Annotated in this window: 14 protein-coding genes; all 14 read right to left on the minus strand. The window is 35.6% G+C overall.

Annotated elements, in window-relative coordinates:
• From DBR43_RS23745 to DBR43_RS23810, 14 genes are read right to left on the minus strand one after another with little or no spacing between them, the layout of a single operon-like run.
• Positions 1-1,248, minus strand: a complete 1,248-nt coding sequence (locus DBR43_RS23745) for a hypothetical protein (RefSeq protein WP_124585511.1) — start codon at positions 1,246-1,248, stop codon at positions 1-3.
• Between the two features lie 26 nt (positions 1,249-1,274).
• Entirely contained in the window at positions 1,275-2,237 is a 963-nt protein-coding gene (locus DBR43_RS23750) for a hypothetical protein (protein ID WP_124585513.1), read from the minus strand.
• Positions 2,238-2,243: 6 nt separating this feature from the next.
• The gene (locus tag DBR43_RS23755; protein WP_073239012.1) at positions 2,244-3,479 is read right to left on the minus strand and encodes an N-acetyl sugar amidotransferase; all 1,236 of its coding nucleotides are present in this window, start codon (positions 3,477-3,479) and stop codon (positions 2,244-2,246) included.
• Positions 3,479-4,138: an imidazole glycerol phosphate synthase subunit HisH gene (hisH, locus tag DBR43_RS23760; protein WP_124585515.1), complete on the minus strand. Its 660-nt coding sequence runs from the start codon at positions 4,136-4,138 to the stop codon at positions 3,479-3,481. Before hisH ends, DBR43_RS23755 begins: the two co-directional genes overlap by 1 nt.
• Positions 4,135-4,980: an imidazole glycerol phosphate synthase subunit HisF gene (gene hisF / locus DBR43_RS23765; RefSeq protein ID WP_073239010.1), complete on the minus strand. Its 846-nt coding sequence runs from the start codon at positions 4,978-4,980 to the stop codon at positions 4,135-4,137. The genes hisH and hisF overlap by 4 nt, the downstream gene beginning before the upstream one ends.
• A 58-nt stretch (positions 4,981-5,038) precedes the next feature.
• Complete coding sequence (locus tag DBR43_RS23770) at positions 5,039-5,731, minus strand: cytidylyltransferase domain-containing protein (RefSeq protein ID WP_124585517.1); 693 nt, start codon at positions 5,729-5,731, stop codon at positions 5,039-5,041.
• A gap of 7 nt (positions 5,732-5,738) precedes the next feature.
• The gene (locus DBR43_RS23775) at positions 5,739-6,797 is read right to left on the minus strand and encodes a nucleotidyltransferase family protein (protein ID WP_124585518.1); all 1,059 of its coding nucleotides are present in this window, start codon (positions 6,795-6,797) and stop codon (positions 5,739-5,741) included.
• Between the two features lie 5 nt (positions 6,798-6,802).
• Complete coding sequence (locus DBR43_RS23780) at positions 6,803-7,417, minus strand: acetyltransferase (RefSeq protein ID WP_124585521.1); 615 nt, start codon at positions 7,415-7,417, stop codon at positions 6,803-6,805.
• Positions 7,418-7,419: 2 nt separating this feature from the next.
• Entirely contained in the window at positions 7,420-8,520 is a 1,101-nt protein-coding gene (gene neuC / locus DBR43_RS23785) for a UDP-N-acetylglucosamine 2-epimerase (RefSeq protein WP_124585523.1), read from the minus strand.
• Positions 8,517-9,533: an N-acetylneuraminate synthase gene (gene neuB, locus DBR43_RS23790; RefSeq protein WP_124585525.1), complete on the minus strand. Its 1,017-nt coding sequence runs from the start codon at positions 9,531-9,533 to the stop codon at positions 8,517-8,519. Before neuB ends, neuC begins: the two co-directional genes overlap by 4 nt.
• Positions 9,533-10,687 (minus strand): LegC family aminotransferase, encoded by a 1,155-nt coding sequence (locus tag DBR43_RS23795; RefSeq protein WP_124585527.1) that lies wholly within the window; start codon positions 10,685-10,687, stop codon positions 9,533-9,535. The genes neuB and DBR43_RS23795 overlap by 1 nt, the downstream gene beginning before the upstream one ends.
• Positions 10,674-11,669 carry an NAD-dependent epimerase/dehydratase family protein gene (locus tag DBR43_RS23800; protein WP_124585529.1) on the minus strand — a complete coding sequence of 332 codons (996 nt, stop codon included), beginning with the start codon at positions 11,667-11,669 and terminating at the stop codon, positions 10,674-10,676. Before DBR43_RS23800 ends, DBR43_RS23795 begins: the two co-directional genes overlap by 14 nt.
• A 13-nt stretch (positions 11,670-11,682) precedes the next feature.
• Positions 11,683-13,182: a nucleotide sugar dehydrogenase gene (locus DBR43_RS23805; protein ID WP_124585531.1), complete on the minus strand. Its 1,500-nt coding sequence runs from the start codon at positions 13,180-13,182 to the stop codon at positions 11,683-11,685.
• Positions 13,183-13,216: 34 nt separating this feature from the next.
• The gene (locus DBR43_RS23810) at positions 13,217-14,308 is read right to left on the minus strand and encodes a lipopolysaccharide biosynthesis protein (protein WP_124585533.1); all 1,092 of its coding nucleotides are present in this window, start codon (positions 14,306-14,308) and stop codon (positions 13,217-13,219) included.
• Between the last annotated feature and the right edge of the window lie 37 nt (positions 14,309-14,345).

A 14,345-nucleotide genomic window follows, 5' to 3' on the forward strand; every position in this document is an offset into this window, starting at 1 on the left:
TTATTTAGTCAGTTTTTTAATCAAAATTTTTATTTTGTTGACAGCGCCTTTTTCAAAAAAACTCGTTAGCTCAACCATCTTTCTATTCTCCATATTTTCCATTAGATTGTTCCTTAACTCATCAAGATCGGAAGAATAAATAAAGGGATCTTTACTAAGTTCAGGCCAGTGATATAATTCGTCTGGATTTTGATTAAAAGTAAAAGACTTCTTATTAGACACAACAGATTGTACAACAATTGTAGAGCTATATGAGAGCACATAATCCGATATAGCAATCGCCTCATAAATGCTTAAGTCAGGGCAAACACGATAATGAGGTTTATCAGCAATAAACTTTATATAATTATCTGCATGGTCAGATGGATGAGGACGCAAAATAATCTGAATTCCAAATTTCTCAGCAACTTCATCCAGAATCGCAAAAATTGAATTATTCATTTCTGTTCCATCCAGCTCTGCCTTAATGGAAAGATCTTCGTTAAAGACATAGTTTCTCGTCGGCCCAAAAAGTAAGATTTTTTTTCCGGATAAACCTCGATTTCTTTTTAAGCGTTCAATATCCAGTGAGTTAATGGTTTCTATCGTTTCATCCAGAATAGGTTGTCCATATGGATAGAATTTAGATTCAATATTACCTCTTGATCTGAGTTTTTCCGATACCGATTGATTCATGACAACGATATGATCTGCAGATGGTACAGGATAGTCATCACCGAACAGATCCAGGATCTGAAGACTTTGTATGCCAAGGCCTTTTGCCGCCTTTAAGGCAGCTGATTCAAATCGGGGAGATGTGGTGGTAATCACCAAATCTGGTTTTATTTGACTAAAGATAGTGGTTAATACATTGTATGGATAAAAAGCCTGACGTTTTCGTTTACTATAAATCTCGGCTGCAGTTTCTTCATCCGTCTGCAGGACAAGATCATAATAAGAAAGCCCAAGATAAAACATGGATTCAAATTTGGATAAACCAATATTTGGATTATAATTTTCAGTTAACAGACTAGATCCATACCCTAAAATCTTATCAATGTCTTTATCAAAAATTGAGGCAAACTTACTGAGTGGGCAAAAAACAGCTTCATCGTATTTTTTTTTGATGAATGGAATTGCACCATTTAGCGGTAGTATTAACACATCCAATTCATCTTCATTAATAAGACTCTCAGCAATCTTATCCAAAATAGTAATATGTCCCCCTCCGTAACCTACGAATAATACCTTCTTCTTTTGTTTTTGCATTTTAGATATTTTAAGTCTTTACAGCCCTAGACAAGTCTATTTTCAAAGGTTGCATTTGTAATAGTGATGTTATATAAAGGAAATAATAATAAACAATATTGATAAGAGATAAATCCCATCCCTTCAAACCAAAACATTATAAGCATAGGAATAAAAAAACCTAAATATTCTTTTTTTATTTTTCTTTTGCTGGCTATCATCACAACTAGAAATACTCCAATTAAATATAAAGCCGAATATGCAACTGCTCGAGCATATTGGGCTTTTTTAAGGCTTTCAATCAAAGTCCCTCGTATCAATAAACCCCATATTGAACTAAGTCCTGTATAAGATTCTCCTTCATCAGAATAGCCACTTGCTCCCTCTGAAACTCCCTGATATTTATTCTGAACAGCAACAATAATACTAACAGACAAAATTACAACAAGACTTTTAAATAAAATAGGGTTATTTTTTGAGAATGATTTCCTGTAAAAAAAGAGAATGAGAAAATAACAAATAAATGTCCCTGAACTTAACATTGAGAAAAGCAATGATATGATTAGAAGAATCAAATTTTTACGTTCACTAAATAAGTAAACATATAAATAGCCAAATGAACAAGCTCCTAAGCTGACACGAATCGAGAAAAAGAAGGGCAGAAACAAGATAAGCAGTTGCAAAGGATTGAATTTCTTCTGCTTAGCATTAAAAAAAAGTATTGGAATTAAAATCGCAGACAATAAAACTGCATTATAAAAGTTTGGCAACTTTAATAACCAGATCATGAAAAAGGCATAAACTGATACAAATCGAGCATAGTGAATATACCCTAATCCTTCCATTCCAGAATCAGCGTTTGATATAAAATTAATCTGAGAAAAGAAACCATCTTCATACAGATCCTCTCCAAACAAATTCAGCTTAAAAAAAAATGATGCTACAATAAAAAAGAGAATACCTATCGCAATAAAGAGATAATTCCTCAGTATATAAACAGGTATTCTCATGTTAGTCTAGTCCTCAATGCCAGTACCAGCTACATTATGTCTTAATTTCCAATCGCCTTTTTCATCCTTACCCCATAGGTGAGGGGAGCGAAATCTGTCAGCCAATTCATTACGGAAGTAATCAGGATCAATGTCAAGATATTCCATGATTTCATTAAAATAGCGATCAGGAAACTCTCCATCGAATCGTTTGACTAATGCAACCCCTTCTTCTCTTGTAATATGACTGTTTCTGATTTCCTGGGCAGCATCATAAGTAGCTCTACCTATTCCGAATTTAGTATAAGTAGTGAAGTAGTGTAGATCATCAATTTTGTCATCGATACTATTATACTTACTGTAAGTCCCTTGAGTTCTAAAAGGACGTGCCTTAAATCCTGTATTTTCCACTGCATAATAATATACTTCCTGAGGAGTCCATTTAAGGTAATAGCCCAAGTAATGAATTTCTACATTAGATTTCTCCAATTCAGTGGCATCCGCCGGAAGAAAAGATAATAAATCATTCAACGGAACATTATATTTTTCTCTGAGTTCACGAATAGAAACCCCTCCAAGAAAAATTTCATCCAGATTTTTATAACTATAATATGATTTGTCTCGTAAAGATGTTGCGTTATCGGCAATTGGATTGCCATACTCAGCTTCGTTTTCTCCATAAAAAATCAATGGAATACCGTAACGTGCAGCAATTTTTGGTGCCAAATTTTTCTGACCAAGGATGAAGGTCTGAAATGGGTGATATAAATTTTCGATAGATAGCTTGGTCAATAATTTCATTACCTTACCATTTCGATTGAAAGAGATGTTATCGAAACCGGAGTCCAGCCAGTTGTGAAAATTCTTATAGCCATAATCTGTATACAAGATCGGAGGCCAGGTACATGTCAACGGGTTCATTCCGTACTTGTATTTTAAGACATGGGCCTGATAAGCACTGTCTTTTCCACCACTTCCGGGTACAAGACAATCATAACTTCCGTCCTTACTTCTATGCTTATCCAATAGCTGAAGTAGTTCTTCTTCTCTTTTATGCCAATCGATTCTTTCTTTTGCTTCAGCAGTTCTACAAGCATCACAAACCCCATGCTCATCAAAGTTCATGGTCGTTTTTTTACTATCTTTAGTATGCTTAAATTCTATTGTTGATGCAGGACGCTGATTAGACATCACACATTTCTTACAGAACTTAACTTCTTGCGGAAGACCATAGTAAGCTTCCAATTGTTTTTTATCCTCCATTATATTAAATTATTTAGGGTGGCCCAATTTTTATATATTGATAATCCTTTAAGTGTACTTTTCTCTGGATGGAACTGAGTTGCAAAGATATTATCTTTACTGATAGCTGAACAATATTCTATCCCATCATAGTTTGTTTTTGTTAAGATATCCATATCATTTGATGGGTCTACATAGTAGGAATGAACAAAGTACATAAATTCGTTATTCACTACATCCATTAATGGTGTATCGCTCCATTTCTTTTCAAATTCATAAATTGAATTCCAGGCGATTTGCGGAACTTTTACCTTTCTACCATCAAGATCCGCAGGAAACTTCCTAATAGTTCCAGGAACGAGATTCAGCCCCTCTCCTGTGCCAAATTCCTCACTTTTAGTGAACAGCAGCTGGAGGCCAAGGCAGATTCCAAATATCGGTTTTTTTTCTGCAGCAGCTTTCTTTATCGTTTCAATAAGGTTCAGATCTGCCAAATTATCCATAGCCTCAATGAATGCACCTACTCCAGGTAAGATCAAAGCATCAGCATTGTCTATATCTTCTGCTTTTGAACTAATTATCGCGTTGATCCCAACAGTATCACAAGCCTGCTTTACACTAAACAAATTGCCTAAGTGATAATCTATAATGGTTACTTTTTTTAAATTATTATTTATCATATCCTGCATTCTATTCCATTGTCAATTAAACATTGTTTCACCTCCGCAATCTTACAATCCTGAAAAGTGTGATAACTTCTTTTTTGTTTTAAAAATTCAGAATTTCCCTCATTACTATGAACAGATGAAGAGTTTTCTTTAATAAAGTGGTAGTGTAATAAAGAGGATATTGCAACGGCATCTGCACCAGCTTTTGTAATCACTTCTGAGACATGGTTTTTATTCCCAGCTCCCCCATGAGCAATTACCGGGATAGTTACCAAAGCACTAATTCTCGAAACAAGATCAAGATCAAATCCTTCTCCAGTTCCTTCTCTATCCACGGAGGTAATTACCAGTTCTCCGGCTCCAAGATCATTGACTTTTTGAGCCCATTCAAAAACATCTACGCCGGTATGCTCTCTTCCATTATCAGTATAAGCCAGGTATTGACCATTGCTTTCTTTAATGGCTTCAATAGCAACAACAATAGTGGATGAACCAAACATCCTTGAAGCCTCCCTGATCAGCTCAGGATTATTAATAACAGCTGTATTTAAGCAAACCTTATCCGCACCTGCTCTAAGTACTTCTTTAATGTCGGAGATAGATCTGAGACCACCGCCAACAGTGATTGGAATAAATATACTTTTGGCAGTTTCAGAAATAATATCATGCAAACTATTTCTTTCATACAAAGAAGCCACCACATCCATGAACATCAGTTCATCAGCACCATTCTCATAATAATATTTAGCAAAATCCGCAGGTTTTCCTAAAACTCTCAGACCTTCCATATGAATGCCTTTTACAAGGTTGGGCCCCTTAATATCCAACCGGGGTATAATTCTTATTGTTTTCATTTCAATGTCTTATGAAACCTCTCCCAAATGGGTAAAACGGCTTTATTAATAGCTTATATTAAAAATTTATATAACCTTGACTAATCATGGTTTCGCAAATAGACCAATCCAAAGGGGTGTCAATATCCACTGAGTACTTTTCTTCCATAAGGTATTTCCTTACCCGTTTAAATTGATGTATTGGACTCTGATACAAAGAGTTCACATTAATCAAATATAGAGATCCATTATAAAAATAAACAGGAGGGCATTCTTGTCTTGTTTTATAATCCCCATCCTTTGATTTTTCCAGGAGTCCATCTTTATTTTCTTCGAATAAAGTAAAATATGGATTTTGATGTGATTTACCAACAGAAACTACCATGTCCAGATTTTCATGATACAAATCCAATACTTCTAAGAAATGATTGCGAAGACGGAATGGAGATGTAGGTTGTACAATCATAACCGTATCATAGAATACATTCTTTTGTTTATAAAAATCTAATGCATGTAATAAGACTTCATATGTTCCCGACTTGTCATCAGAAAGATACTCAGGTCTTTTAAAAGGCACTTCCAGGTTATAATTATTCACTACCTCAATAATTTCATCACTATCTGTGGATACACAGATATTAGATTCATCAGCAACTTCCCGAACACGATCAATGCTGTATTGAATTAATGGTTTTCCGGCTAAGAGTTTGATATTCTTCTTTGGTATTCCTTTAGACCCTCCCCTGGCAGGAATTATATATAAAGTCTTCATAATAACCTTAAAAATTAATATGTTTAATGTCTTCCTGCGCTTTTGTGTAATCCTGATGTTTTCCAATGTCAAGCCAGTAACTTAACAAGGGGTAATGGGCTAAACAATATGTTTTATCTGAGATAATCTTATCCATTAAATCCGTGGCGTTAAAAAAAGTTCCTTTTTCAAACCAGGTCTTCAAACTAAATTTAAGAATGTAAATCCCGCCATTCGAATAGTAGATATAGCTAGGCTTCTCAGTAAATGCCGATACCTTATGTTCATTCGTTTCTAATACAGCATACGGAATATTCACATGATAAGGAATACTGGCCAAAGCCATAGTGGCTTCATGCTGTTTATAATAGTTATAAAAATCTTCGTAATCTATATTTGTGAGAATATCGGAATTCAGAACGAGTATATCTTCATATTCTATTTCATTAATTAAAGCCAAAGCTCCTAAAGTTCCCAGCGCATCTGTTTCCTCAATATACCTAATATTAACTCCTTTAGAACTTCCGTCTCCAAAATAATCGATAATCTGATCTTTCAGATACTTTACACTAATATAAATATCTTTGATTCCGAATGAAATCAGACGATCAATATTGTGCTCAATAATTGGTTTATCTCCTACTTTTAGCATAGGCTTTGGGGTATTTGTGGTTAGCGGTTTTAAACGTTCTCCTTTCCCCCCAGCCATAATTAAAGCAGCCAATGGAAGCACAGTCTTAATGTGCTTTAGATCAAGTATTTCTAACAGCCTAAAATCTTCATCAATCAAAGGAATCAAATTTATTTCAGCTTTTTTATACGCTTTGATCTCCTCTATATTGTTTTTCGTTTGCTTTAAATATTTGAAATTTGGATTCATAAACAAATGAATTGGCTGAGAAATTTCCAATCCGTTTAAAAGCCCTCTCCGAATATCTCCGTCAGTTAATGACCCAACCAACTTGCTGTCAGTCTCAATAACAAAAAGAACTGCATCAACCTTGCTAAGACCTTCAATATAAGCCAATGCTTCCCGGGCTGACGCTTCCTTACTGATGATATAGCTACCTATATTTTTATCACTCATAACTGTTAAATAATTCTAATTGGATTACCCACAACCGTCAAACTGTCTTCCACATCATTAAGTACAACTGAACCTGCTCCAATGGTTACGTTGGAACCAATCTTTACTCCTTGCCTTATAACGGTATTAGCCCCGATGAAACTATTTTCACCAATAGACACATTACCGCAAATTACCACTCCAGGTGCAATATGAACATAATCACCTATTTGACACTCATGTTCAACAACAGATCCGGTATTACAGATTACTCCAGTTCCAAGCTGAGCGCATGCGTTAATTTTGGCTCCGACACTCAACATTACTCCTTTCCCAATAACAGATTTCTTAGACAGATAAGCTAAAGGGTGAATAGCGTTAACGATTTCGATGTTCTCACTAATGAGAAACTCTATGATTTTCCTTCTGATTTTATTTTCACCAATTGCAACAAAGCAAGCTTTATTCCTAAGTGATTCCAAGGCTGCTCTTTCAGGCCCTAAAAAAATCAGATCAAAAGGGTTATCTTGTTTTTCATTGCCATCACAATAGAATTTGGCGGGCGTACCACATTCTGTTAGAATATCAGCGATCACATATGCATGACCAGAATACCCCATTAAAACAATCTCTTTTTCCATTATTAGTTCAATTCTTTTAAGATGCTAATGATCTTACCTGTAGTCTCACCTGTTCCATAGACATTATAACTGTTCCTTAAGGGCAGCTTGGAAATAGTCTCCAGCACATCCATTATCGTCTCATATTTTACCTCAGTATGGAATACATTATCACCAGCTTCCCGTCCTTTTTGACGGTCACCTAAGTTAATAACATATTTACCAAATGAAGCAGCCTCTATAATTCCGCTGGAAGTATTTCCAATTAAAAGTTCTGAATATTTCATGCAGGAATAATATCCTTTTATACCCAAATTCTCTACTGGTATTACGTTAGTACAGTCAGCACTTAATTCAAGGATTCTTTTTCTAATCTGACTTCCCATTGTGTCAGCATTAGGCATAGTAATTACAATCTGCTTATCACTGCACGATTTAAAAACTTCAAAAAGTGTCTCAATGTATGCTATATTTTTATCCAATGAAACCGTTTCCGGATGATACGTAGATAAATAGGTAGGTTTATTTAAATCAATCTGATATTTTTCAAGAAATGCATCTTTACCAAACAGCTCCATTTGCCTAATATTATCCAATGCCAGAGCCCCTACATTATAAACATGCAGATCATCATTAGTAATTGCAATAACCCGTTGCCGATGTCCTTCGGTTGAAGTAAAATGATATGTCGACATCGCTGTGATCGCATGCCTGAAACGATCATCAATTGCTCCCAGAGTAGTTTCACCTCCATGAAGATGTGCAACAGGAATGTTAAAAGGAACAACTGCAGAGATTGCAGCAAACATCTCAAACCGATCGCCCAACACCATCACAAGGTCATACTTTTCTTTTGCCCATATCGCTGCGAATTTCATGGTAGTCAAGCCCATAGATGTTGCAATGGCCTCCTGACTGTCCCCCAGGACCAATGATTCAAGTTTGTAATTTACTTCAAAACCATCTTTATAAAATTCGTCGATGGTATGTCCATAAAAATTTGAAACATGAGTGCCAAAAGCAATGATGTTTAATTCAAACATTTCTTCAGCCTGAATAGCCTTCATTAATGGATAATAGATGCTATAATCAGACCTACCGCAACTAATCAATGCTATTCTCATACTAAATCGTTAAGATCGAGTTTATAATCTTCAGGAAAAGCATTTTGGAGCTTTTTACCAATTATGTCATCCATACGCATAGGGGAGATGCCATCTCCTGGTCTTTTCATGATAAGATCATCCTGAGTCAGAATATGGCCGGCATCTAAATTCTTTGATAAGTGAATACTTTTACGTGCGATTGCAATATTCTTAACTTCAGAATTACTTGGTTTCTTCTCCTCTGATCCAAGTGACTTCTCTATATTTCTGATGCAACTAACCATATTTCTAAGGTCATCTGGCTCCAGAGAGGCTAAATGATCGGGGCCCTCCATCTGATGATCCAGCGTAAAATGTTTCTCAATTACCGTTGCACCTAAAGCTACGGCAGCAATTGGAACCTCGATTCCCTGAGTATGATCAGAGTAACCTACTGACACACCCAATTTTCTGGATATCGCATTCATTGCAAGAATATTAACATCTTCATATGGAGTTGGGTATTCCGTATTGCAATGTAAAACGGTAATATCTTCCTTTGGTGTTCCTTCTTTAACAAGCACTCCAATTGCCTCCTCAATCTCCTCCATAAAACACATACCGGTGGAGACAATAACTTTCTTCTTTAATCTGCCTATAGCTTTTAAATACGGCAGATTTGTGATCTCACCTGAAGGGATTTTAAACAAATCCATTCCCAGTTTATTTAAGAAGTCTAGACTATCCAAATCAAATGCGGTTGACAAAAATTTCACATTATGAACTTTGCAATGTTCGATCAATGCATAATGATCCTGCTCTGATAACTCAAGTTTCTGAAGCATTTCAAATTGTGAATCATCAGTTTTGGTATTCGCTTGCTGGTAATCGGCTTTTACCGCTGCCTTGGTTACCAATTTACTTGTTTTAAAAGTCTGAAACTTCACATAATCTACCTTTGATGCCGCCGCCACTTCAATTAGCTTTTTTGCAGTATCCAGAGAACCATTATGATTTACTCCTGCTTCCGCGATGATTAAAACCTGATTCATTATAAAGATTTTAAAACGTTTACGACTCTATCAATATCCGCATCAGTTAAGCTCGTTGAGCATGGAATAGATAAAACCTGATTATAAATTTCAAGAGAAATATCACAATGATAGGATTGACAAGAGGCATACATAGGGAGACTATTCATCAGTTTCCATATTGGTCTTGTCTGGATTTTATTTTCTGAGAAAATATCAACTAATTGTCTTACACTATGTTTATATCCTTTCTCAAGAACTAAAGAGTACATCCAATAATTAGAGATTGTGTTTTTAGGCTCTGTGTGAATAGATAACCCATCCAAAACATCAATTTTAGATTTATACTTTAATAGATTCGCCCTTTTAATCCTGACAAAATCATCCATTTGCTCCAATTGCCCTAAGCCGATGGCTGCAAGCACATTCACCAACCTATAGTTATACCCTACACTATCATGATCATACTCAATGGGATCAGTTTTAGCAGTAGTTGTCAGGTGCTTTGCCAGCTTTGCATACTCAGGATTATTAGTAACGATCATCCCACCCCCTCCAGTAGTCATGATTTTATTACCATTAAAACTAAAGCAACCAAGCTTCCCGGAATTTCCGGTTTTTTTCCCTTTGTATTCAGTACCCAGGCTTTCAGTTGCGTCCTCAATAACATCAATGTTATATTTTTCACATAGCAACATCAGAGGATCCATTTCTACAGAATAACCCAATGAATGCATTGGTATTATAGCTTTAATTCTCCTTTTACTAGTCTTGTTATAAGTAAATCCATCCTTTTCAAAGGTTTCATTTTTCAGAAAGCTTTCAAGTTTATCAACATCGATTCCAAAAGTAGACCAATCAGAGTCTAATAACACAGGAAAAGCTCCACAATAACTAATTGCATTCAATGGTGCAACAAAGGTAAGATTTGGTGCCAAAACCTCATCATTAGGCTTAACACCGCAAATAATCAGTGAAACATGTATTGCTGCAGTGCCATTCATACAAGCTATTGCATATGATGATCCATTATAAGCAGCAAATTCTTTCTCAAATTTGTCCACATGTGGACCGACAGAAGAAACCCAACCGTCGGTCAGAGCTTCAGTTACGTATTGTAATTCCTTACCACTTAGGTTAGGGATACTCAGAGGGATAAAATTATTCGAAGACATCTCCACCAGTATTAATATAGTTTACATACCATTCTATAGTGTTTTTAACACCAACTTTCCAGGAAGTCTTAGGATCATATCCTAACATTTTCTGAGCTTTAGAAATATCCGGACATCTTCTCGATACTGAACCTGATGGCGCAGACTCATACTCATAAGTTCCTTTATAGTCCATCAATTCACCGATATACTTGATCAGTTCTTCAATTTTAAGTTCATCAGTCATATCTCCAATATGGAAAATTTCACCGCTCACGCCTGGAGTTTCCATGGCCAATACAGTCCCATTTACGGCATCATCGATATAGTTAAACGACCGGGTCTGGTCATAACCATAGATCTTAAATGGATCTTCATTCTTCAGGAATCTCTGAGTAACCTGCGGAATAACGTGTTTAAAGCCCATCCTTGGTCCGTATACATTATGATAACGAACGATTGTACATTCAAATCCAAAAACCTTCGAATAATTCATAAAACCCGACTCTCCCAGCATTTTTGTAACTGCATAAGTAAAACGGGGATGAGTAATATCGTCAATACATAATGGTACAGACTCGGGAGTAGGGACCTGATAATCAAAAGCCTCTATAGTACCCGCATAGCACTCACTTGTTGACGTAAACACTACTTTCTTACATTGAGCTGTTTTTAACCACTCCAAAGTATTTAATGCAAGAAAAGCATTTATACGAATCAGCTCATTTGGTATTTCTTCAGTATACTTTACACCAACTACTGCAGCCAGCATATATACCTGATCATAATCTTTATCTAGCTGATCAAATGAGGCTGGGTTTGTGAAATCCGCGTTAACTACTCTTATTTTATATTTATCAACCAAGTCCGTTAACAGTACATCCATCTTACCTCTAAAGAAATTATCAGCAACTGTGATTTCATAATTTCTGTTTTCAGCAAGGAACTTTGTGATATTGAAGCCAATAAATCCGGCTCCTCCGATTAATAGTACTTTTTTCATATATCTTAATTTACTAAAGATCGCCTCTTCCAACGATTTTCAATTTGTTATTTTTACTATAGAGTTTAATTTGACTTTCAGATAGGATCAGATTGCTATCGTATATAACCTTATTATCCAAGCCAGCAAGCCAATTATCCAAATCTTTATTATTTGAGTAAATACTGTGTCCGGTACAAAATACGATTGCATCATAATCCTTATCCATCAATTTAAGAAGGTCAGTCTCAACCTGTACTTTTTTCTCTTCCCAGAAAGTGATATAAGGATCATGAATAAACAAGACAGCTTCTTCGGCCTGAAGACGGTTGTAAAGAACTTCAACAGGACTATATCTTGTATCCCCAACATTACTCAAATAGGAAAGTCCTAATAATAAGATCTGTTTGCCTTTAAGATTCTGATCAAACAATGAGGACAGCTTTCTAAAAGAGTGGTTTGGCATTAAATCATTAATGCGAACAGCAGTCTCACTTTGTGGCAACCCTTGAATATTAAATATATTTTTAGATGACCAACTTGCCAATAAAGGATCTTTGGTTAGGCAGTATCCGCCAACACCTAAACCAGGGAACATCATATTATTATGAGTAGGCCTCATCTTAATTGCTTTTATCACCTCTTGCAGGTTCACTTTGGAATCTTCGGCAAACTCAGTCCATTCCTGAATAAATGCAATATTCATCGCCCTGAATGAATTCTCCATCACCTTAGCCATTTCTGTTGCAGTTGTAGAATTCAGTCGCGTAAGGGGGTAGTTATCGGTACTGATAATTGTACGGAGAAATTCTTCCGTTGCCAAAGCGCTTTTATCATCTATACCAGAATAAACTCTATAGAAATTCTGAATAGAATCGATATAGTTTGGTCCCGGCATTACCCTTTCATAAGAATGACCCAGCTTATAATTTAAATCAAGTCCTCTCTTGTTCAGTTCTTCATCAAATATTGGCTTAACAATATTCAAACACGTACCAGGAGGCACTGTTGTTTCAACCAGCACCAGCACATCAGATTTGCAGGATTTGGCAATTGCATGAATTCCACTTTTAAATGCATTCAAATTTACTTCATAACCTTTTAGGCTATTATCAAATTCATCCGTTTCCTTTTGAACATCTAAATTTATATCAACGATAACCACATCCGCTTTTGTGTATGCGTAGGGGTCATAAGTTGCGTACAAATTCTCCTTTTTCTGAGATTTGTCAAAAAATTCTTTGATTTTATTGTCAGATGAAATAATTGGGAAAACGCCTTCGTTTATTGCACAGATTTTCCAATAAGACTGCTCAGAGGCTAAATCAATACCAATAACAGCATACTCTTCGGTTAGAGCATTGGCTACTATTAATGACATTACTGCCCCAACAAAACCAAGTCCCTGAACAACAACAACTTTTTTTCCTTTGTTTTTTTGAAGAAATTCATCAATTCCTGATTTGTCATCAATAACTTCAGGAATGTTGTATACCTTATTATTAATTTGATTGATGGAAGATTTTAAAATCATTTTTAATATTTAATATATGCAGTAATATAATTATCTAGTCTTTCAATAGATCTTTAACCGCCTTTGCGAGAAGCAGATAAACAGCTGCGAGAACCCCAAATGCTATTCCACCTAAAATAATAAACTTTACTCTACTGGGTTTATCATTATCAAGAGGAAAAACAGGCTCATCAACAATTTGTATTAATGGCGTTTCTTTTCTCAAGGAAATTTTTGATAATTCAAGGTTTTTAACCAATTCACCTAGAACAGTTTTATTCGTTTCTATCGAAAATTGAGAGCGCTGTATTGGAACGCTTCGCTGAACTTGCCTTGTGGGGTTTAAGTTCGGTGTAGCATCTGCAACAACGGCAGCTGAATATATTGCGCCATTCATAACTCCTCTTACTGAATCGGTTTTTTGCTGGAGAATAGCAACGTTTTCCATCGATTTTTTCGTCTTAGTTCTAACATAAAAATCGTTTACATTTTTAACAATCTGATCATTAAAATCTTTCGCAAATGACTCATTCGGAGCACTCACGACAACCTTAATAATACTCAGTTTTTTATCTAGTTTTGCAACTGAGAGATAATACTTATTTATGTTATTAACCACATCGCCCAGAATACTATCCTGAAGTCTAGAAAACCTCGATCCCGGCGAAACGTTAAACTTTATTGCACTAAGATCGGGCTTGTTTTTCCAGCGATCTCTCAAATGATTAAAATTTATGTAAGAATCTATTAAAAGAATGCCAGAGTCACGCTTAGAAGGGCTAAGCAATGTTTCCTCAATCATGGTTCTTGATTTATAAAGTTCGATAATATTATCGCCTTGAAAAATGCCTCCTCCGCCTGCTCCAACATCAATTCCAACCATTGATGCTATACCCGCATATTGCCCCAAACCACCACCACCTCCACCACCATCTTCAAGAACAAAAGTACTCGCAGCTGTATAAGTTGTCTTTTTTAAATAAGTATACACGAGCCCTAAAGTAGAACCCAATAGAATAGCGAGTAAAATTATAATCCAATTCACTAAAAGATAGCGATACAAATCCCGAATCTTAAGAATAATTTCTCTTAAGCTTATTCCTTCATTTTCTTCCTTTAAGTTGTGATTGAGACCTTCAGTCGTCATGTAGTTTCTAGTGGTTTATATAAAAAATTATACAATA

This window comes from Pedobacter sp. KBW06, from assembly GCF_003852525.1.
GTDB lineage: Bacteria > Bacteroidota > Bacteroidia > Sphingobacteriales > Sphingobacteriaceae > Pedobacter.